Raw genomic sequence first — 19,539 nt, 5'->3', positions numbered from 1 at the left:
CAGTAAACATCGTTACAAAGTGCGGCACGAACATGGGGAAACCGGTTGGCAACCATAGACATTCCTATGCCGGTCCCACACAGCAGAATCCCCCGCTGTATCGTTCCTGCGGAAACCATGCGGGCCACCTTCATGCCAAAATCCGGATAATCTACCGATTTTTCACTATCGGTTCCGACATCGATGACTTCACAACCGTTTTCAGCCAGATACGACTTGACAGCCTCTTTCAACCCATAAGCAGCATGATCACTGCCGATAATTATATGAATTTTACCATCACTCATTTTCTTTTCCCGCCTCGAAACAATTTATTGATGATCTTGCCCCCCTGTCCCCTTAACCGCCCGTATCCATGATCAACTTGCCGACCTGAAACAGTCTGGACAGCCACCGGGTCTTTCAGAATTAATCAGATACGGCTGCGGATCAAGACACCTTTGCCGAGATAACCTGTTAACATATCTAAAAAACTTCTTTACCGCAACATCAAAAACACGATTATTTCAGAGAAGATACAGGACGACGTTTCAATTTCGAATTCGCTGGCTGAATATAAAACAAGCTGTCAGCAGTTGAAACGCATGAAATGAGGGGGTTGAAGAGAATCTGGTAAAACTGGATTTCTTTATCGCGCTGTTTTTATCACCACTGAAGCGCTGATTTCGGCTGGTAGCTGATGAGTGACCCACCAGCTACCAGCCAATCAGCATGGACGAACGGCATCTGAACCTTTACAGGCTGCTGTCGGCAATCGGCCTTTTGCGAATCCCGTGATGACAAATTTGATAACGCCTATCCGGAAAATTGGGATCTGAAACCAGCCGCATCCGAAAAAACAGAATTTTCAAAAAAACCCCTGCTATGCATCGTATCGTTTCAGAATCAATGTTCCGTTTGTACCACCAAAACCAAACGAATTGCTCATCGCATAGTTGACGGCCTGTTTTCTGGCGGCATTCGGCACATAATCCAGGTCACATTCCAAATCCGGATTATCCAGATTCATGGTCGGCGGAATGATTCCATCATGGATGGTCAGGGCGGTAAAAACGGCCTCAACACCCCCCGCGCCACCGAGAAGGTGACCGGTCATGGATTTTGTGGACGATATGGCAATATCATACGCCCGGTCCTTAAAAACGGTTTTGATGGCCACCGTCTCATTAATATCATTGAGCTGTGTCGAGGTCCCGTGGGCATTGATATAATCGATTTTATCATACGAAATTCCGCCATCATCCAGCGCGGCCTGCATGCACCTCGCAGCGCCCTCTCCGTCCGGCGCCGGGCAGGTCATATGAAACCCGTCACCGCTTGCCCCGAAACCTACAACTTCCGCGTAGATATGTGCCCCCCGGTCCAATGCGCTTTCAAGAGATTCAAGGACCATCATGCCGCTGCCTTCACCTATAATAAACCCATCCCGGTCCCGGTCAAACGGCCGGGAGGCTTTCTCCGGATCATCATTTCGGGTAGACAGGGCCTTCATCGCGTTAAAGCCGGCAACACACGTCGGGGTAACTACAGATTCAACGCCACCGGTAATCATGGCATCCGCCCTGCCGGTTTGAATCATCTTAAAGGCCTCGCCCACGGCATGTGTCCCTGCAGCGCAGGCAGTTGCCAGCGACATATTCGGTCCCTTTGCACCGGTGTGAATGGAAACCATTCCCGGTGCCATATTGCCGATCAACATGGGAATGAAAAACGGACTGACCCGTCTGGGCCCCCGGGTCGAAACAATGTTAGCCGTCTCCTCCAGCATGGAAAGCCCCCCGAGACCACATCCGGTTACGACCCCGATCCTGCCTGAATTTCGCTCATCTATTTTCAACCCTGAGTTCTCAACAGCCATTTTTGAGGCCGCTACCGCATAGGCGATGAAGGGATGAATCCGTTTTGCCTCTTTTTTTGGCAAAAAATCTTCAGCATGAAAGCCTTTCACTTCTCCGGCAATTCTAGTTTCAAACCCGGATGCATCAAATTTTGTAATTTCACAAATCCCGGATTTTCCGGCGCAAAGCCCCGCCCAGGTTTCATCCACACCTATTCCCAGAGGCGTTATAAGCCCCAAACCTGTAATTACAACTCGCCTGTTCACAAATCCCCCCTCTTGTACGACAGATGGTTTTTTATGCTGATACAATTCAGGTTTTAAAATCGGGTTTTTCGTCAATACAACAGCGTTCAAATTCGTGCAGCTGCAGCTGAGATAATAACTGAAGAAAAATGTGCTTGCTATAGAGGTATAAGTGCCACTGAACTTGAATATAGGTATAATGCACGCAGTTAACGGCACTTCACAAATCAGTGGCCCAAATAAGGCTCTTTCCGGAACAGGGTGTTGAGCCGTTCCCCAAAAAGCCTTATTCGGACAACATATATTGCATCAACATTTCCGCTTAACCGTCATGTATCTGAAGAACCCTGCCCGATCGGTTATGAGCGTTTGTTAATGTAATTGATGGCATCTTTAACTGACACCATTTTTTCCGCATCTTCATCCGAGATATCGATATCGAATTCTTCTTCCATGGACATGATCAGTTCAACCAGGTCCAGTGAATCGGCTCCCAAATCATCGACAAACGATGCTTCAGGCACGACCTCCTCCAAATCGACACTCAATTTTTCGGCAATGATTTTTTTTACTTTATCGACGATAGCCATGCAATGCTCCTCCTTCAATTATATAAACATTCCTCCACTGACGTGGATAACCTGCCCTGTGATATAATCTGCACTGTCTGATGTCAGAAACGCCACAACTGAAGCGACATCTTCAGGCGAACCGGCTCTGCCAAGCGGTATCTGACCCGTCATGGCTTCTTTTACCCTCTCCGGTAACTTCGCTGTCATATCCGTCTTGATATAGCCCGGAGCAACTGCGTTAACGGTAATTCCACGAATCGCCAGCTCTTTGGCCGACGACTTGGTCAAACCGATAATTCCGGCCTTGGACGCCGAATAATTTACCTGTCCCGGATTTCCGGTTACACCGACAATAGACGTTATGTTAACGATCTTCCCGCTACGCTGCTTCATCATGACTTTGGCCGCCATCTTCGTGCAGAGAAACACTCCCTTCAGATTGGTGTTCATGACGTCATCCCAATCCGATTCACTCATCCGGACCATCAAGCCATCGCGGGTAATCCCGGCATTGTTGACCAGAACATCAATCCTTCCGGTCTCATCCGTTACTTTTTTAAAAAACTGCTGGACTTCTTTTTCAGAGACTATATTCACACGCACCGCAACAGCCTCGCCGCCGGCTTCAGCGACAAGCCGGCACGTTTCTTCCGCTGCCTCGGTCGAAGCAGCATAATTCAAATAAATACGCGTATGCGGTGCGGCAAAAGACAAACAAATGGCCCTGCCGATGCCTCTTGAGCCGCCGGTAACGATGACGGTGCGTTTTGTCATTATTCACCTCTTAAATACCTGATCCGCCACCAGATCCATGTCACATATCACATTCCGGTAACTTTCCATCATCGCTTCACATGCCGGCGATTTGATCACATCCGCTGCCACGTTAAAATCCGGAGCGCCGGTTCCCATCAGGATTTTTTTCATATTGTCGCAAACCGTATGGACCACCCGATTGGCAAAAACTCTCGACGCGGCCCTGATCATGGCGGCGTCATCAGATCCGATCCGGGTCAGCGAAACGGCTTTCCTTGCCAGACTGGCCCCAACTTCAACGGCCGTCATCATATCGGCAAGTAAAAACATTACCCCCTGCTGCCTGACAAGCCTGTGTTCATGAGCGAGCATAATCGTTTCGTTCAGAACGGTCGCAGCAAGACCACAGTACCGGCAGCCCGCATCTGGTGTTATGTCATGAAGCTGACTCATTTCAGCGCTGATGGCCTTATAAAATCCGCCTTTGGATTTACGGGTTTTTTTCCATCGGAAGGTGCTGATGATATTTTGTTGGATCTCGCTGGTGCCTTCATAAATGCAGGTAATTTTTACATCCCGTTTTATTTTTTCCACTTCGAATTCGGAGATGTACCCGTATCCGCCAAGCGCCTGCATGCAATCGTCAGCCGTCTTGTTTGCCGCCTCCGTTACGAACAGCTTGGCGATGGAGCCTTCCACCTGAAGATCATTCTCCCCGGAATCCAGCCGGATCGCAACTTCGTCGATATACGCTTTTGCCGCCTCAATCATGACGACATTTGGAACAATGAGCTTGTGTACATAGCCCTGCTTTTCCGAAAGCGTGGTCCCGAACTGAACTCTTTGCGCGGCATAGCGGATCGCGATGTCAAGAGCAGATTCTCCAGCCCCCAACGCCATTGCCGCCACCATCAATCGGGTATATCCGAACACCTGATTTGCCTGTTTGAGACCCTGCCCGGGCTCCATCCCGATCAGGTTGACCGCCGGAACAAACACATCCGAAAATGACAACGCCGATGTATTTGAAGCCCGTATCCCGTGTTTTTCTTCCCCCTTGCCCTGAACAAACCCTTGCGTGCCCTTTTCTACAATAAAAAAAGAGGGCCCCTGAGGGGTATTGGCAAGCAGCGTGATAAAATCTGCATATCCGCCGGTGGATATAAACTGTTTTGTACCGTTGATCCTGTATCCGATGACCTCTCCGGCCCCATCGAACTCGGGCTCCGCTTTGGTCTTCAGCGCGGCCAGATTGCTTCCGGCATCGGCTTCCGTCACGGCATAGGCCACCAGAAAATTGCCCTCGGCGATTTTTCCCAGCCACTTTTGCTTCTGCTCGTCCGTCGCTCCTACGATAATAGGATCGGCCCCGAGCTGAACCGCAAAAAAAGCCGTACCTATCCCCAGACAGATCCTGGCCATCTCCCGGGTGACGGCAACGCAATCCCGAGCGCCGCCACCCATTCCACCATAAATTTCAGGAATAAAAAGCAGCTGCAAGCCAATCTCCGGACCCAAAAGCTGCCGAATCGTTTCTTCAGGAAATATTTCTCCTTTATCGTATTCAAGAATTTTATCCCGGGTCAGGAGCTTTTTTTTCAGCTGCCTGACCATATCCACGATCATCTGCCTTGATTCATCATCCGGACCTTTGAGAACCGGGGTTGGTTCGCCCATAAAAATCACCGTTAAATTTTAGTCTTCGTCGGTTCCAATTACCGTTTTACCTTTGTAGGCTCCGCAGCTGGGGCATACATGATGAGGCAGCTTGGCCTCTCCGCATTGTGGACAAACCGATACATTGGGGGCCTCGGCCTTCTGATTGGCCCGACGCATATCCCTCTTTGACTTTGACGTTCTACGCTTAGGTACAGCCATAAGTAAATCTCCTATAGCTTGAAATTATTAGTAATATTGATTATTAACACTCCTTATTTAACCGATTTTCCTCTAGTATTTCAAAACCGGAAGGTTGTCAAGCCTTTTTAAACATTTTCCAGGATGCCCCCCTTGTGCTCTCCGTCCTAATGTGCTATTAAATTCATTTTTAAAATTAGCCACTGTTTATATTTAACCCAATGAATTTTATATTTTATTTGGCAACGCCAATGGCCTTACATCAAGATACCATTCCCGTTGGGTCCGGGTAGATTTTTTTGACAACCGTATGTCTCCAAACCCTGCACCCTGCTATTTTACTTTATATAAGTGATAGTTAAGCAATTTAAATAGAAATGAAATTCTTAGAATTTGTTGCGTTTATATAGCTTAACTTATTGTTATTTTTACGTAAAATAATTTAACTTATAAAATAAAGGCTTGATAAAAATGAATCCCATAATTACTCGATTTCCGCCGAGCCCTTCAGGATACCTGCATGTCGGTGGTGCAAGGACCGCACTTTTCAACTGGCTGTATGCCCGTCACATGAAGGGTAAATTTGTGCTGCGAATTGAAGACACGGACAGTCAACGATCCACCCAGGAATCCGTGGATGCTATTTTCAACGCACTGGAATGGCTTGGAATTGACTGGGACGAAGGGCCGTATTTCCAAACGCAACGCTTTCCCGTTTACCGGGAATACATTCAAAAACTTCTGGATTCCGGGCATGCGTATTACTGCACCTGCAGCAAAGAGGCCATTGAAGAGATGAGACAAAAGGCCATAGCACAGGGAAATAACCCGAAATACGATGGCACCTGTCGAAACAAGTCTCTTCCGCAATCCGACAACGCCGTCGTACGATTCAGAACCCCTCAATCCGGAACAACCGTTATTCATGACATCGTCAAGGGCAATATCGTCATTCAGAATTCAGAGCTGGATGATTTCATTATCCAGAGAAGCGACGGCACACCCACCTATAATCTGGCGGTGGTAGTCGATGATATCACCATGCAGATTAATACCATCATAAGGGGAGACGACCATGTCAGCAACACCCCCAAACAGATACTGCTGTTCAAAGCACTGGGAAGCGCTTTGCCGACATTCGGACATGTTCCGATGGTACTCGGCGGAGACCGGACCCGGTTGAGCAAACGACACGGGGCCACATCGGTCATGGCGTACAAGGATATGGGACTGCTGCCGGAAGCGTTTCTGAACTATCTTGTTCGTCTGGGATGGTCACATGGGGATCAGGAGTTTTTTACCATTCCGGAGCTGATCGAAAAATTTTCCATCGAACATATCGGACGATCACCGGGCGTATTTGATCTGGACAAGCTGTTGGCGCTCAACGCAGAACACATCCGGGCATCGAAACCGTCCAGACTGGCTCCCCTGCTGGTTGACGCGTTAAAGGACAAAGGCATTCAGACCGAAGAAGGACCCGTTCTTGAGAAAATTATCCGGACACTTCAGGCCAGAAGCAAAACCCTGATCGAAATGGCTGAAGGGGCTTTATTTTATTTTCAGGATGATATCATCTACGATGAAACCGCCGCCCGAAAGTTTCTCAAAAAATCATCCCTGGCGTCTCTGGAGCTGCTGAGAATCAAACTGCTCCATCTCGATGATTTTACAGAGAAAAACCTTGAAGACTGTTTTCAGCAGGTGATGGACGATACCGGCCTCAAACTGGGAAAAATCGCTCAACCGGTTCGAGTGGCGCTGACGGGCAAGACCGCAAGCCCCGGGATATTTGAAATTGTCGAAATTTTAGGGCTCCGGAAGGTCATCGATAGAATCGATAAGGCTCTTGAATACATCAGCAAACTGGCCTGACAGAGATCCGTCTGAGAAAAAATATACAAACCGCCCGGACGTCTCTGGCTGCGCGGCATCGGTTTTTACCTGAATTTCAAATTTTTCTTGACTTTGTCTGATTGTTTGTGTATTTTTTCAGATTATAAATTAACAATTATTATTGATGAGGGATCGTATAGCGGCAGTACGACGGGTTCTGGCCCCGTTAACCCAGGTTCGAATCCTGGTCCCTCAGCCAAATAAAAAAGGAATTACAGCTTCGGGCTGTAATTCCTTTTTTCATTTCTGACGGACTCGCACGTCCGACCCGTGCCTCATGACAGATAAAATACCAGCATTCCCCCACCGGATCGGATAGACCTGTCCGGCTCCTTCACCAGCGGTTTATATTAAATTAAAAGCAGATACCGGTCTGCTGGCAGGGTAGATCTGATTGACCGACACGATAGAAAATTATACCCCGTCAACCCCGAAAGACGCCGCTATTTCTTCCGAAGGAGTCATTTTCCTGCCATGAATACGGCCGCGCTATTTCTGCCTGACCTTTACATCCTTTAACGCAGAAAATCCGCTACCGGATCGTTCCGGCCGGCAGCCGCAATCGCCCTTGTTCAAATCCGCCCCGCACTGTACGCAAAGCCCCTTGCACTGCCCGCTGCACAGAAGCCGCATGGGAAACGCCAGCACGACCTGCTCCTGGATGCCGTCTCTCAAATCAATATGCTCCCCGACAAAATGAATCAATCCGACATCATCTTCCCCGATCTCGATTTCATTTTTTGCGGCGGCATCTCTGCTGGCCGGCAGCTCCCGAACATAGGTCAGCGAAAACCGGCTTTTCAGCGGGGCTTCATATTCATTCAGGCACCGACTGCAGGTCAGGCGGACAACCGTATGAAACTGTCCCACCACCTCAATCATATCCCGGACCCGTATCGCCTTCAGCCGAATGGTGACGGGAGCGATAAATTTACATTCACCGGATTGAGACATCTCTTTGAGGACGGGAAATGTTTCCGCCTGTTCCTCATAGCTAAAGCTCAACCCTTCATCGGGAATAGTTTCCACCCGTATACGCATCAATGCCTCCTGTCTGTAACGAATAAAATCAATTCAAGCCCCGATGCTGCCGCACCAGGTCAATCCAGTACATTCTGAGGGCTTTGGGTCATCGTTTCGTCCACGTTGTCACAGGATCTCCGTCCTGTCTGATCAAAAGCATAGACAAAATCATACATACGTTTTAATTAGTTGTTTTAAACGTATGCCTTTCTTTAAAATTATCCCCAGCAAACAATACCATGTTCTTTCGAGTCTGTAGCTCAAACCGACCCGGGTTGGAAGATTGAACATGAAAATGGATCCTCGGAAAACGAGCCCCCCGACACCAAACAAAAAATTCTGGACGCAGCCGAAGATCTGTTTGCAACCGCAAGGGTTTCATAAAACCTCCCTTCGGGCCATCACCGGCAGGGCCGGAGTCAATCTTGCCGCTGTCAATTATCACTTCAGGGCCAGAAAATCCCTCATGGAAGCCGTGTTTGAACGCCGCCTGATACCGTTGAACCAGATCCGGAAGGCGTCACACTGCCATCAGACGCAAAAGCCCTGATACGGATGCTGGTTCCCTTTGTTACGGCCGGTATGGAAGCTTTCTGCCAAACCGCCTGAAACGGCAAACAATATTTCAGTTGCCGATATGGCTCACAGCCGGCCGGCCATCCGACGCTTCTTTCCCGACTGCCTACTTTAAAGACTTGATGCGTTTAATATCTTCTGATTTACCCAGCATGATCAGAAGATCACTGTCTTTGATCACAAAATCAGCCGGCGGCACCATTACAAAATTTTCCGGAACCATCTCTTTAATTGCAATTACATGGATATTATATTTTGCTCGAAGATCCAAATTCCTCAGACTTTTCCCAATAAATGCCTTCGGCGGATCGACTTGGAACAGGTTATAATCTTCGGCAAGGGGAATAAAATCAAGTATGTTAGGCGTTGACAGCGACCTGGCAACCCTGACCGCCATATCTTTTTCCGGCTGAATGACTTCCGATGCCCCGACTTTTTTGAGTATTTTGGCATGATCCTCATCCACCGCCTTCACCATGATATTTTTAACACCGACTTCCTGCACATGAAGGCAGATCAATATGCTGATGCTGATACTGATTCCGGTACTGATCACGACACTGTCCATGGCATCAAGGCCAAGGGCTTTGAGCCGTGTTTTATCGGTAGCATCCATGACAATGGCCTCAGTGCAGAACGGTTCGATTCTCTGGACTCTGGCCCGGTCAACATCAATCGCAATGACCTCATGTCCCTCTTCAAACAATGTTTTAGCCACATAAAATCCAAAATTACCCAAGCCTATAATCGTAAATTTTTTCATTTACCTCACCCGCTATCCAATCATTATACTTTCTTCCGCGTACTCCACACCATTTTTGGGTTCAGACCCGGCGATTATATAAGAAAACGTCAGGACGCCAACCCGACCGATAAGCATCATGAAAAAGATAAATATCTTGCCCCAGGTATTGAGCTGTGCAGTGGCCCCCATGGTCAACCCGACTGTACCAAAGGCCGATACGGTTTCAAATAAAAAGGTCAAAAACTGCCCTGCGGTGGCCTGATGAGGCAGACGGCTCTGATGCGTGACCAGCAGCAGAAACAAAAACACCGATATCAGAAACACCGATATGATAACCAGCGATATGCTCCGGGTTACGACTTCCGAAGGAATACTTTTTTTAAACATGTTGACACGGATCTGCCGCCGCATCCGACTCCAGGTAAACCTGCCCAGTACCGCCAGCGTCGTGGTTTTGATACCCCCTCCGCATGAGCCGGGAGACGCTCCGATAAACATAAGAAAAATCATCAGCGTCAGGGTAGAATTGCTGAGCAACGAAATTTCTACCGTATTGAACCCAGCTGTACGGCAGCTCACAGACTGAAACAGCGAGACCAGAAACCATTCTGAGATACTCGCATCTTTCAGCGTAATATGTCGTTCAACAACGCCAAAAACAATCATGCCGATACCGATAAGCAAAACCGTCGTAATTAACACGGTTTTGGTCTGAACCGATAATCTGACCCGCTTATCACGGTACCGGATTTTATGATAGATATCATAGACGACGGGAAACCCTATTCCCCCCAGTACGATTAACGCGCAGATCGTCAGGTTCAGGACCGGCATGGACCGGTACTCGATAAAGCTGGTACTCAACAGGGAAAATCCGGCGTTACAGAATGCTGAGATTGAATGAAAAACCGCCATGTAAAGCGCTGTTGGCCACGGATACTCACCGATCCAGTGCCCAAACAACAAAACTGTCCCCGTGGCCTCCGCAGCCAGCGTGAACAAAAAGATGGCTTTGAGCAGCTGATAAATATCTTGTCTTGGCGCAGGACTGAACCCTTCCTGTATGATCATCCGGTATCTGAAAGATATGCTTCGCCCGACCAGTTGAAAAACGGTGACAGATACCGTCATAATGCCCAATCCACCCAGCTGTATCAATACCAGAATCACAGCCTGCCCAAAACCGGAAAAGCAGGTCCCCGTATCCACCACGATCAACCCGGTGACACATACAGCCGAAGTAGCGGTAAACAGTGCATCCACTACAGAAATATGCCCGGATACCGTTGCAAACGGAATCAACAAAAAACATGTGCCCACGACAACGGCAATCAGGTAGCTTGTCAACACAATAGCGGCCGGGTGCATTTCCTTAATCAACTTCATATTCTTTCAAACCCCTTTGAATCCGGATTTTTACCTGTTGATACCGGTCTGACTAAAATTTAAAAAAAATTCCGACAAACGAATCGGTTTGTTAGCGAGCCGCTAAATTGCTTGCCAATTGAATAAAAATCAATAAAATTTCTTGCCCCGTAAATGATATCGGATTATTATACAGGGTATCAACGCGGGTAGCACATAAGCTGTTGTTGTGTATAACTGCATGTCACGAAAGTCTATAGTATATTTATGGATTCAACACAAGATTCCGGAGATTCATATGAAATTACCTATATCCATTCGGCTGACCGAAACCGTTACCTCCGCGGGTTGAGCGTCAAAACTACCTCCAGGGGCCCTGGATAAGGCACTTTGCGGACTCGATATTCCAACGGATTCAAATGTTATCGTCGGCCTGGATCGAGCCGATGATGCCGGCGTTTATAAAATTACTGAAGACATTGCAATGATTCAGACCGTCGATTTTTTCACACCGGTGGTTGACGATCCCTACTGGTTTGGTCAGATCGCCGCAGCAAACGCCCTGAGCGATGTCTATGCCATGGGAGGCATTCCAAAAACCGCCATGAACCTGGTTGCATTCCCCTTAAAGCAGATGGATCTGTCTATTCTCCGGCAAATCCTCCAGGGCGGAATCGACAAGCTGAAAGAAGCTGAAGTCGTTCTGATAGGCGGGCACAGTGTGGAAGACAGAGAATTGAAATATGGTTTGTCGGTTACGGGATTTATTCATCCCGATCAGGTTTTGACAAAAAAAAATCTGAAGGCAGGTGATCTGCTGATTCTTACCAAGCCGCTGGGTACCGGTATCATCAATACCGCCATCAAAGGGGGAATGGCCAGTAACGATCTCATCGAAAGGGTTACCCGGCTGATGGCCATGTTAAACCGCAATGCAGCGGAAATTATGACGAATTATCCGGTTCATGCCTGTACAGACATAACTGGATTCGGTCTTCTGGGACATCTTGCTGAGATGGTGATCCATTCCGGCATGGGAATCAGACTGTTTTCCGACCGCATTCCGATGCTCGAAGAAGCCATCGAGTTTGCCGCCATGGGACTTGTCCCCGGCGGTGCCTTCGAGAACCGAAAATTCAGGCAGTCGATGATCGATTTCCCGGCGACCCTGACCCCAGCGGTTCAGGATGTATTGTTCGATCCCCAGACATCCGGCGGGCTGCTGATCTGCGTGGACAAAACATCAGCGGATAAGCTGCTTGATGATTTAAACAAACACGCCTTAGACCATTCTTCCATTATTGGAGAAGTATCCGCTGAAATTGGCGAAAAGATTGTAGTGTTATAGCGTCAATCCGACGCGTTCGAATGAAATGGCAATGGAAAACGTCCGGCAAAGTCATCGAATATGGTCAGTTTTTAAACGCAGGCGCACGAAACCCGTTTCAGAAGCCTGCGGTCGGTACAGGCCACCGGTTGACGCCTCTGATCTAAAACAGTATCCCTGCATAACCGACAAAACTTTCCCCCGGACTTTTATCATAACTGCTGGCATAGGCAATACACTGCGCCCGATCGGCTCCTATCGCTTTTGCGGTAACAATCGCTGTAGCGGCAGCTCCGGCGCAGCAGGCGTTCTGACTTTCAAGGGCCTCACGGATCACCCGTCCGGGATCCATTGAAACAATGGCATCAATAATTTTTTGATCATTTTCCTGCTGGACCCACTTGACGGCGGCAGGCCCCGTCCCTTTCGGGAAAAATCCGTAATTCATTCCGTAATGTGTCAGATCGGTCGACCCGATGACCTTGATCGTTACCCCCAGTCTGGAAGCAACCTGCGCCACTGATTTTCCGATTTCCAGAGATGCTGCTACCGGCGGCACACCAATGGGAATAATTTTCACATCTTCAAAAAAATATCGAATAAAGGGCATTTGAAGTTCAATGGTATTATCATGGCTGAAGTGGCTGGTCGTATCAAATACAAACCTGCCGGCAATCTCTTTTGCAATATCTTCCTCAACAAAAACCTCCCCAAAAGGCGTTTCCCATGCCCCTTCCGTCATAATATAAAACGGTGAGGCCGGATGAAGATGCATTCCATAAACAACAATGGCATCCGGCTTTATCCCGCTGCTGAGGGCATGAATAACACTGCAGGCAATATTTCCGGAAAAATACCAGCCTGCATGTGGCACAATACCCCCTGTCAGTTTGATTCCTGACGCCACCTGCACTTCAGTTTTTTTCAAAAACCGGATAATCGCATTTTCACATTCCGACGCGCTTTCGGGATACCAGCTTCCCGCAAAGATGGCTTTCCTGGCTTTCACGGTTAGCACCTCCTTGTAAAAAAAGTTGAATGAATAACGGACATGCTGGGCATATATCCATACGATATCTTGACATGCCGTGTTCAAGATAATATCTTTAAATCAATTATCTGTTAATTGTTACTGAAACAATAATCACAAATTTAGGGCCTGGGAAAAAATCCCGCCCGATCCAAACACAATTTATTTTTGCCGAAATTCTTGGAGACCAATTATGCCAATTTATGAGTATGCCTGTGAAAATTGCGGGCATTCTTTCGAAAAACTGATTTTCAGACGCACGGACGATATCGTTAAATGCCCGAAATGCGGCAGCGACAAGGTAAGGAAACTGATAAGCCCTGTAAAAACAGCCAGCACATCGGGCACCAGTACTTGTTCCACAGGCTCTCGGAAAGGATTTTCCTGAGCTTAGATCTTGATTATGGCGGTTCGCCATACCCTGTTCTTTTCATACGATACGTTAACTTTTCAATCGGGAGCAAGAAAATAACGCTGCCTTTTTCTACATTATCACCCCGGTTTTTTTATGAACCAATGCTGAATGCCCTGCGCTTTCCTGTAAACCGTCATCGTTGAACAGTGTTCCCTGTCAGACCGACAGGTCAACTATGCTATCATAAGACATTTAAATACAGGAGAATATCATGTGGGAATATACAGATAAAGTAAAAGATCATTTTCTCAATCCCAGAAATGTCGGCGTTATAGAGAATGCCGACGGGGTAGGTGAGGTTGGATCCCTGGCCTGCGGCGATGCACTGACGCTTTATTTTAAACTGGATGCAAATAAACGCATTGCTGATGCCAAATTCCAGACGTTTGGATGCGCAAGCGCCATTGCCTCATCTTCGGCCATGACCGAAATGATCAAAGGCAAAACGCTCGAAGAGGCGAAAAAAATTACAAATGAGGATATTGCCCGCTATCTGGGGGGCCTGCCCAAGGAAAAAATGCATTGTTCCGTGCTGGGTCGGGATGCTTTGGAAAAAGCCATCGCAAATTATCACGGCCAGAGCGAAGAAAAAATAACGGGAGAGATTGTCTGCGAATGCTTTGGTATCACCGATCATGAAATCGAACGGGCGGTAAGGGAAAACCATCTTACATCCATTGAAGAAGTCACCGATTATGTCAAAGCAGGAGGCGGTTGCGGAAAATGCCACGAACAGATTCAGGCAATCATCAATTCCGTTCTGGGCCCGACACATCCAGTGCCTAAAAAGCCGTCGACACTGACAAATATCCAAAAAATAAAGCTCATCGAAAGTACATTGGAACGTGAAATTCGCCCCTCACTTCAAAAGGATGGCGGAGATATTGAGCTGATTGACGTGGAAGGCAACACGGTCCTGGTAAAACTCCGGGGCGCATGTGCCACCTGCCAGATATCTCAGGTAACATTAAAACATTATGTGGAGAAAAAACTCAGGGAGCTGGTTACCCCTGAACTGGTAATCGTGGAGGTGCAGTCATGAAGGTCATCTATCTGGATAATAACGCAACCACCCGCGTTTCGGCTGAAGTCCTTGAAGAAATGCTCCCCTATTTCAGTGACTTTTACGGAAATCCGTCCAGTATGCACCGTTTCGGCGGGAATGTGGCCCGAACGATTCGTCAGGCGCGGGAGAAAATCGCTGCGCTTATAGGTGCCCATCCGGAAGAAATCATATTGACCAGCTGCGGTACAGAAAGTGACAGCACGGCCATATGGGCTGCCATTGAATCCAATCCGGATAAAAAGCACATCATTACGAGCAAGGTGGAACACCCGGCCGTCAAAAACCTTTGTGAGCATCTGGCCAAGCAGAAAGGATACCGGGTCACCTTTGTCCCGGTGGACCGTCTGGGCATTCTGGACCTGAATTACCTTTATGACCACCTGTCGGACGATACGGCCATTGTCAGTATCATGTGGGCCAACAATGAAACCGGGGTAATCTTTCCGGTCGAGGAGATTTCCCTGATTGTCAAAAACCGGGGCATTGTATTTCATACCGATGCGGTTCAGGCCGTTGGTAAGATTCCGATCGATCTCCAGAACTCTGGCATTGATCTATTGTCTATTGCCGGGCATAAACTTCATGGCCCCAAGGGCATCGGAGCGCTGTATATCCGGAAAGGAACAAAGTTTTCACCCTTTCTAATTGGCGGCCATCAGGAACGGGGGCGAAGAGGCGGGACTGAAAATGTCTCATCCATTATCGGTCTTGGTAAAGCATGCGAGCTGGCCGGCCAGCATATCGACGAAGAAAACACCCGCATCAGGAAATTAAGGGACAGACTCGAATCTGAACTGATCAAACGGATTCCGAACACCCGGATTAACGGGACCCTGGATCACCGGCTCCCTAATACCACCAGTCTCGGGTTTGATTCTGTGGAAGGTGAGGCAATTTTGCTGATGATGGATGAACTGGGTATTTGCGCATCATCCGGCTCCGCCTGCACGTCCGGTTCTCTGGAACCGTCCCATGTACTCCGGGCAATGGGAATACCCTTCACATCCGCCCATGGCTCCATCCGTTTCAGTCTCAGTATCTATAATACAGAAGAAGAAATCAATTTCGTCATCGATCAACTGCCGGGGATTATTATCCGGCTCAGGGAGATGTCCCCGTTCTGGAAATAACCGACGCCATCAACCCCAGCGTTGTAAAAGTCGACTTTACCATTCGTAATATTCAGGCTCAGCGGGGTTTTCCCTTCTGTTTGTAATCCTTTTTCAACTTTCCACCATTTTGTTTATGCAACGATGGGGTTAACGCTCTGACGGTGAGCTCCGGTGGCATCCTTTTTTCCCGTACACCTTGGACTGCAGCCATACAATCCATTCAGCCAATCCGTCTCCGGTTTGTGCGGATACTTCAAACACCGGCATATCTGAATGGATTTGCCTGATATTGTCAGCCACCAGCTGCCTGTCGTAGATCAGATACGGCAACAGGTCAATTTTATTTAGAAGCGCCACGTCACAAACCCGAAACATAAGGGGATATTTCAAGGGTTTGTCTTCCCCCTCCGTAACGCTCAACACGACGGCCCTGGCATCCTCTCCGATATCAAATTCGGCAGGGCATACCAAGTTGCCGATATTTTCAACAATCAGCAAATCTATTTTATCCAGATCAAACTGTTCGGCTGCCTTCCGGATCACATGCGCGGACAGATGGCAATCACCGCCAAACTCATCTGTGTTGATTTGCACAACGGGCGTATCGATCGACACAAGCCTGTCCGCATCGTTTGTTGTACAAATATCTCCGACAATAACACCGCAGCGGACTTCTGATCCAAGCCTGCTAAGGCTCTTTTCAAGAATGCTGGTTTTTCCAGACCCCGGAGAACTCATCATATTCAAAACAAATACATGATTGGCCTCAAACCATTTTCTGTTTTCTGCTGCAAAGGTATCATTGACATCCAGTACTTTTTTAACGACTTTTATTTCCATTACCATTTACTCACAAAACCCTCGGTTTTAGCGGTCTCCGCTATGACCAATACAGGAATCCTGTATTTCACGTAATGTGTAAAGCAACACCATACTGCCGTTTCAAGATCGGCTATTCATCGTCTGTATCCGAATTGAAATGATATCAAATTCCTGTCCGGTCAGAATTCGTATCGAACCGCGCTGACAATTCGGGCACACAAACAGGGGCGAACCCGATCTCCACTGAAATTGACAGTCAAAACACGCGAACGTCACCGGAATTTCATCGATTTGGAGTTCTGTTTCTGAAAACGGGGTATCGACGGTCATGGCCTGGAAGCAAAAAACGAGACTCTCGGGTATTACCGAGGAAAATTTTCCGATTCGAAGTCGGATGCTCACCAGACGGACCCATTGACCCTGGACGTTTCCGGCTGCAATTTTAATGAATTGCTTTTTTTCTGTTTTAAGCAGATATGCCCATTTTCGCAGGTTGTATCAACAACCGACCGAAAAATGGGCATATCGAATGTATAAATTAAATAATTTTTTTTAGAACTTGAAAACCTTAGCCGCGATATCGCCGATTTCACCAAGATTCTGTGCGACATGAATACCAACGGCCTTCATGGCCGAAATCTTGCCTTCAGCTGTTCCGCTGCCACCGCTGATGATTGCGCCAGCATGGCCCATCCGTCGTCCCGGAGGCGCCGTCAAACCGGCGATAAAACCGATAACCGGCGTATTCGGAAGATTTTCCTTAATAAACTGAGCGGCTTCTTCCTCAGCAGATCCGCCGATTTCACCAACCATGACAATACCCTTGGTTTCGGGATCTTTGGAAAACGCATCCAGACAATCAATAAAATTCGTGCCGTTGACCGGGTCGCCACCAATACCAATAACGGTTGTCTGGCCGATGCCCTGCTGGCTCAGCTGATGGACGACTTCATAGGTCAGGGTTCCGGAACGGGATATAACACCGATCGGTCCACCGGGTTTGTGCATGGCACCGGGCTGGATACCCATTTTACATTCACCGGGCGTAATGATACCCGGGCAGTTGGGGCCGATGAGACGGGTTTTTTTACCTTTCAGGTAATTTTTAACCTTCATCATGTCCATAACCGGAATGCCTTCGGTGATAGCAACGACAATACCCATTTCAGCATCAATGGCTTCCAGAATTGCGGCAGCACAAAATGGCGGCGGTACAAAAATCAAACTGGCGTTCGCACCGGCTTTAGCGGCGGCGTCCGCAACCGTATTGAAAACCGGAACGTCATCCATCTTCTGGCCACCTTTGCCCGGGGTCACACCGGCCACTACATTCGTCCCGTAGGCGATGCACTGTCTTGCATGAAACATCCCTTCTTTACCCGTTATACCTTGGACCACCACTTTTGTATTCTTATTGACAAATATGCTCACTTTATCCCTCGCTTTGTTTTTAGGTTCGCGTGCAAAACATGCGGTTTAGCAATACTATCATCTGACATGCCTTTATTGCTTGTGTCATCAGATATCTGCAAACAATCAAATCAACCTCACCTGCGCAATGCGCTGTCTGACTATTGCGACTGATTATGCTACAAGTTGCGTGATCTTCTTGGCTGCATCCTTCAAATCCACGGCTGTAACGAGATTCAGGCCCGAATCGGCGAGGATTTTACGACCTTTTTCTACATTGGTTCCTTCCATACGGACAACGACCGGTACTTGGAGGCCAATCTTTTTAGCAGCCTGAACAACGCCTTCTGCCAGAATATCGCAGCGAAGAATACCACCAAAAATATTAATCAGAATTCCCTTTACCTTGTCATCGCTGAGAATAATTCTGAATCCGTTTTCAACCTGCTCCGCACTTGCGCTTCCCCCTACATCCAGGAAGTTGGCAGGTGAGGCTCCTGCCAGATTGATAAGGTCCATGGTAGCCATGGCCAGACCAGCGCCGTTAACCATATTCCCGACGTTGCCGTCAAGGTTGATGTAATTGAGGTCATATTTGGATGCCTCAAGTTCCAGCGGATCTTCCTCATCCAGGTCACGGTATGCTTTAATATCGGGATGGCGGAACATTGCATTGTCGTCAAAATTTATTTTTGCATCAATCGCGATAATTTCATCTTTTCCGGTGAGAACCAGGGGATTGATTTCTACCAGTGAGCAGTCTGTTTCCACGCATAATTTATACAAACCATTCAGCATCTTGGTAAACGGTTTAATTGCTGCTTGCGGAAGGTTTAATCCGTAGGCCGCCTGAAGTGCATGATAGCCCTGGATACCATTCAGAGGATCGACAAAAACCTTGATCAGTTTTTCAGGGGTTTCGGCAGCAACTTCTTCGATGTTCATACCACCGGCCTCGCTGGCCATGATGCATATCTTAGCCGACCCTCGGTCCGGAAGGATACTCAGATAAAGTTCTTTTTTAATATCACAGCCAGCCTCAACCAACAGCCGTTTCACCAGTTTGCCCTGGGGCCCGGTCTGTTTGGTAATCAGGGTCATTCCAAGAATCTGGCTGGCATATTTTTCAGCTTCAGCTTTGTTTTTTGCCAGTTTCACTCCGCCGCCTTTTCCACGGCCACCGGCATGAATCTGAGCTTTAACAACTACCGGATATCCCCCCAGGGATTCTGCCAGTTTTACCGCTTCTTCGACACTGAAAGCCGGGCCGCCGTTGGGCACTGGAACGCCGTATTTTCTGAACAACTCTTTCGACTGATACTCATGAATTTTCATTATCTCTATCTCCTTGTTTTCCTTGACTGAACCTTATAGCGAAACGCCACCTTCCGATTTTGTCTCCTTTAAGGGGCCTGTATGCGCTGATTCCAATCTCATGGCCTCTGAAGGCGAATCATTGCGACGATACGCTGATTACGTTTTTG

The 19,539-nt window shown here is 47.9% G+C and carries 19 protein-coding genes and 1 tRNA gene; 7 read left to right on the top strand and 13 right to left on the bottom strand.

Annotation, left to right across the window (positions count from 1 at the left end):
- The 6 genes from PHQ97_09230 to rpmF form a co-directional block, all read right to left on the bottom strand.
- On the bottom strand, positions 1–287 hold a 287-nt coding region (locus PHQ97_09230), incomplete at its 3' end, for an RpiB/LacA/LacB family sugar-phosphate isomerase (GenBank protein MDD4392911.1).
- A gap of 575 nt (positions 288–862) precedes the next feature.
- Positions 863–2,104 carry a beta-ketoacyl-ACP synthase II gene (gene fabF, locus PHQ97_09225; GenBank protein MDD4392910.1) on the bottom strand — a complete coding sequence of 414 codons (1,242 nt, stop codon included), beginning with the start codon at positions 2,102–2,104 and terminating at the stop codon, positions 863–865.
- Between the two features lie 338 nt (positions 2,105–2,442).
- Positions 2,443–2,673 carry an acyl carrier protein gene (gene acpP / locus PHQ97_09220; GenBank protein ID MDD4392909.1) on the bottom strand — a complete coding sequence of 77 codons (231 nt, stop codon included), beginning with the start codon at positions 2,671–2,673 and terminating at the stop codon, positions 2,443–2,445.
- 18 nt (positions 2,674–2,691) lie between these two features.
- Complete coding sequence (gene fabG, locus PHQ97_09215; protein ID MDD4392908.1) at positions 2,692–3,432, bottom strand: 3-oxoacyl-[acyl-carrier-protein] reductase; 741 nt, start codon at positions 3,430–3,432, stop codon at positions 2,692–2,694.
- Positions 3,433–5,088, bottom strand: coding sequence for an acyl-CoA dehydrogenase family protein (locus PHQ97_09210; GenBank protein ID MDD4392907.1), 1,656 nt, complete (start codon positions 5,086–5,088; stop codon positions 3,433–3,435).
- Between the two features lie 18 nt (positions 5,089–5,106).
- Positions 5,107–5,289, bottom strand: coding sequence for a 50S ribosomal protein L32 (rpmF, locus tag PHQ97_09205; protein MDD4392906.1), 183 nt, complete (start codon positions 5,287–5,289; stop codon positions 5,107–5,109).
- Positions 5,290–5,739: 450 nt separating this feature from the next.
- Here rpmF and gltX point away from each other — a divergent pair, with 450 nt between their 5' ends.
- Both gltX and PHQ97_09195 read left to right on the top strand, forming a co-directional pair.
- Positions 5,740–7,143 carry a glutamate--tRNA ligase gene (gltX, locus tag PHQ97_09200; protein ID MDD4392905.1) on the top strand — a complete coding sequence of 468 codons (1,404 nt, stop codon included), beginning with the start codon at positions 5,740–5,742 and terminating at the stop codon, positions 7,141–7,143.
- Positions 7,144–7,289: 146 nt separating this feature from the next.
- Positions 7,290–7,363 (top strand) — tRNA-Gln (locus PHQ97_09195).
- Between the two features lie 290 nt (positions 7,364–7,653).
- Here PHQ97_09195 and PHQ97_09190 read toward each other — a convergent pair.
- The gene (locus PHQ97_09190) at positions 7,654–8,205 is read right to left on the bottom strand and encodes a DUF177 domain-containing protein (protein ID MDD4392904.1); all 552 of its coding nucleotides are present in this window, start codon (positions 8,203–8,205) and stop codon (positions 7,654–7,656) included.
- A gap of 271 nt (positions 8,206–8,476) precedes the next feature.
- Between PHQ97_09190 and PHQ97_09185 the strand changes: the two genes are divergently transcribed.
- Positions 8,477–8,737 carry a TetR/AcrR family transcriptional regulator gene (locus tag PHQ97_09185; protein MDD4392903.1) on the top strand — a complete coding sequence of 87 codons (261 nt, stop codon included), beginning with the start codon at positions 8,477–8,479 and terminating at the stop codon, positions 8,735–8,737.
- A gap of 132 nt (positions 8,738–8,869) precedes the next feature.
- On the opposite strand, the gene PHQ97_09180 is transcribed toward PHQ97_09185, so the two are convergent.
- Positions 8,870–9,526: a TrkA family potassium uptake protein gene (locus PHQ97_09180; protein ID MDD4392902.1), complete on the bottom strand. Its 657-nt coding sequence runs from the start codon at positions 9,524–9,526 to the stop codon at positions 8,870–8,872.
- Between the two features lie 12 nt (positions 9,527–9,538).
- Positions 9,539–10,894: a TrkH family potassium uptake protein gene (locus tag PHQ97_09175; protein MDD4392901.1), complete on the bottom strand. Its 1,356-nt coding sequence runs from the start codon at positions 10,892–10,894 to the stop codon at positions 9,539–9,541.
- A gap of 277 nt (positions 10,895–11,171) precedes the next feature.
- Here PHQ97_09175 and selD point away from each other — a divergent pair, with 277 nt between their 5' ends.
- The gene (selD, locus tag PHQ97_09170) at positions 11,172–12,221 is read left to right on the top strand and encodes a selenide, water dikinase SelD (GenBank protein MDD4392900.1); all 1,050 of its coding nucleotides are present in this window, start codon (positions 11,172–11,174) and stop codon (positions 12,219–12,221) included.
- 142 nt (positions 12,222–12,363) lie between these two features.
- Here the strand turns inward: selD and amrB are convergent, their stop codons facing one another.
- Positions 12,364–13,209, bottom strand: a complete 846-nt coding sequence (amrB, locus tag PHQ97_09165; protein ID MDD4392899.1) for an AmmeMemoRadiSam system protein B — start codon at positions 13,207–13,209, stop codon at positions 12,364–12,366.
- Positions 13,210–13,423: 214 nt separating this feature from the next.
- Here amrB and PHQ97_09160 point away from each other — a divergent pair, with 214 nt between their 5' ends.
- The 3 genes from PHQ97_09160 (at position 13,424) to nifS (ending at position 15,841) form a co-directional block, all read left to right on the top strand.
- A complete protein-coding gene (locus PHQ97_09160; GenBank protein MDD4392898.1) occupies positions 13,424–13,618 on the top strand; it encodes a zinc ribbon domain-containing protein in 195 nt (64 codons plus the stop codon).
- A gap of 238 nt (positions 13,619–13,856) precedes the next feature.
- The gene (nifU, locus tag PHQ97_09155; GenBank protein MDD4392897.1) at positions 13,857–14,687 is read left to right on the top strand and encodes a Fe-S cluster assembly protein NifU; all 831 of its coding nucleotides are present in this window, start codon (positions 13,857–13,859) and stop codon (positions 14,685–14,687) included.
- On the top strand, positions 14,684–15,841 hold the full coding sequence (gene nifS / locus PHQ97_09150; protein ID MDD4392896.1) for a cysteine desulfurase NifS: 1,158 nt from the start codon (positions 14,684–14,686) through the stop codon (positions 15,839–15,841). The genes nifU and nifS overlap by 4 nt, the downstream gene beginning before the upstream one ends.
- Before the next feature lie 129 nt (positions 15,842–15,970).
- Here the strand turns inward: nifS and hypB are convergent, their stop codons facing one another.
- From hypB to sucC, 3 genes are all read right to left on the bottom strand, one after another.
- The gene (gene hypB, locus PHQ97_09145) at positions 15,971–16,663 is read right to left on the bottom strand and encodes a hydrogenase nickel incorporation protein HypB (GenBank protein ID MDD4392895.1); all 693 of its coding nucleotides are present in this window, start codon (positions 16,661–16,663) and stop codon (positions 15,971–15,973) included.
- Between the two features lie 534 nt (positions 16,664–17,197).
- Positions 17,198–18,076, bottom strand: coding sequence for a succinate--CoA ligase subunit alpha (gene sucD / locus PHQ97_09140; GenBank protein MDD4392894.1), 879 nt, complete (start codon positions 18,074–18,076; stop codon positions 17,198–17,200).
- Positions 18,077–18,229: 153 nt separating this feature from the next.
- On the bottom strand, positions 18,230–19,390 hold the full coding sequence (sucC, locus tag PHQ97_09135; GenBank protein MDD4392893.1) for an ADP-forming succinate--CoA ligase subunit beta: 1,161 nt from the start codon (positions 19,388–19,390) through the stop codon (positions 18,230–18,232).
- Positions 19,391–19,539 lie beyond the last annotated feature (149 nt).

The organism is Desulfobacterales bacterium, from assembly GCA_028704555.1.
GTDB lineage: Bacteria > Desulfobacterota > Desulfobacteria > Desulfobacterales > JAQWFD01 > JAQWFD01.
The sequence above is the reverse complement of the archived record's forward strand: the minus strand, read 5'-3'. Positions and strand labels throughout refer to the sequence as shown.

Excerpts from the sequence above, each read along its gene's own strand:
- nifU (MDD4392897.1), top strand. The coding sequence starts at position 13,857 with ATGTGGGAATATACAGATAAAGTAAAAGATCATTTTCTCAATCCCAGA.
- rpmF (MDD4392906.1), bottom strand. The coding sequence starts at position 5,289 with ATGGCTGTACCTAAGCGTAGAACGTCAAAGTCAAAGAGGGATATGCGT.
- PHQ97_09180 (MDD4392902.1), bottom strand. The coding sequence starts at position 9,526 with ATGAAAAAATTTACGATTATAGGCTTGGGTAATTTTGGATTTTATGTG.
- PHQ97_09185 (MDD4392903.1), top strand. The coding sequence starts at position 8,477 with ATGAAAATGGATCCTCGGAAAACGAGCCCCCCGACACCAAACAAAAAA.
- nifS (MDD4392896.1), top strand. The coding sequence starts at position 14,684 with ATGAAGGTCATCTATCTGGATAATAACGCAACCACCCGCGTTTCGGCT.
- PHQ97_09190 (MDD4392904.1), bottom strand. The coding sequence starts at position 8,205 with ATGCGTATACGGGTGGAAACTATTCCCGATGAAGGGTTGAGCTTTAGC.
- sucC (MDD4392893.1), bottom strand. The coding sequence starts at position 19,390 with ATGAAAATTCATGAGTATCAGTCGAAAGAGTTGTTCAGAAAATACGGC.
- hypB (MDD4392895.1), bottom strand. The coding sequence starts at position 16,663 with ATGGAAATAAAAGTCGTTAAAAAAGTACTGGATGTCAATGATACCTTT.
- acpP (MDD4392909.1), bottom strand. The coding sequence starts at position 2,673 with ATGGCTATCGTCGATAAAGTAAAAAAAATCATTGCCGAAAAATTGAGT.
- PHQ97_09175 (MDD4392901.1), bottom strand. The coding sequence starts at position 10,894 with ATGAAGTTGATTAAGGAAATGCACCCGGCCGCTATTGTGTTGACAAGC.
- PHQ97_09210 (MDD4392907.1), bottom strand. The coding sequence starts at position 5,088 with ATGGGCGAACCAACCCCGGTTCTCAAAGGTCCGGATGATGAATCAAGG.
- PHQ97_09160 (MDD4392898.1), top strand. The coding sequence starts at position 13,424 with ATGCCAATTTATGAGTATGCCTGTGAAAATTGCGGGCATTCTTTCGAA.
- gltX (MDD4392905.1), top strand. The coding sequence starts at position 5,740 with ATGAATCCCATAATTACTCGATTTCCGCCGAGCCCTTCAGGATACCTG.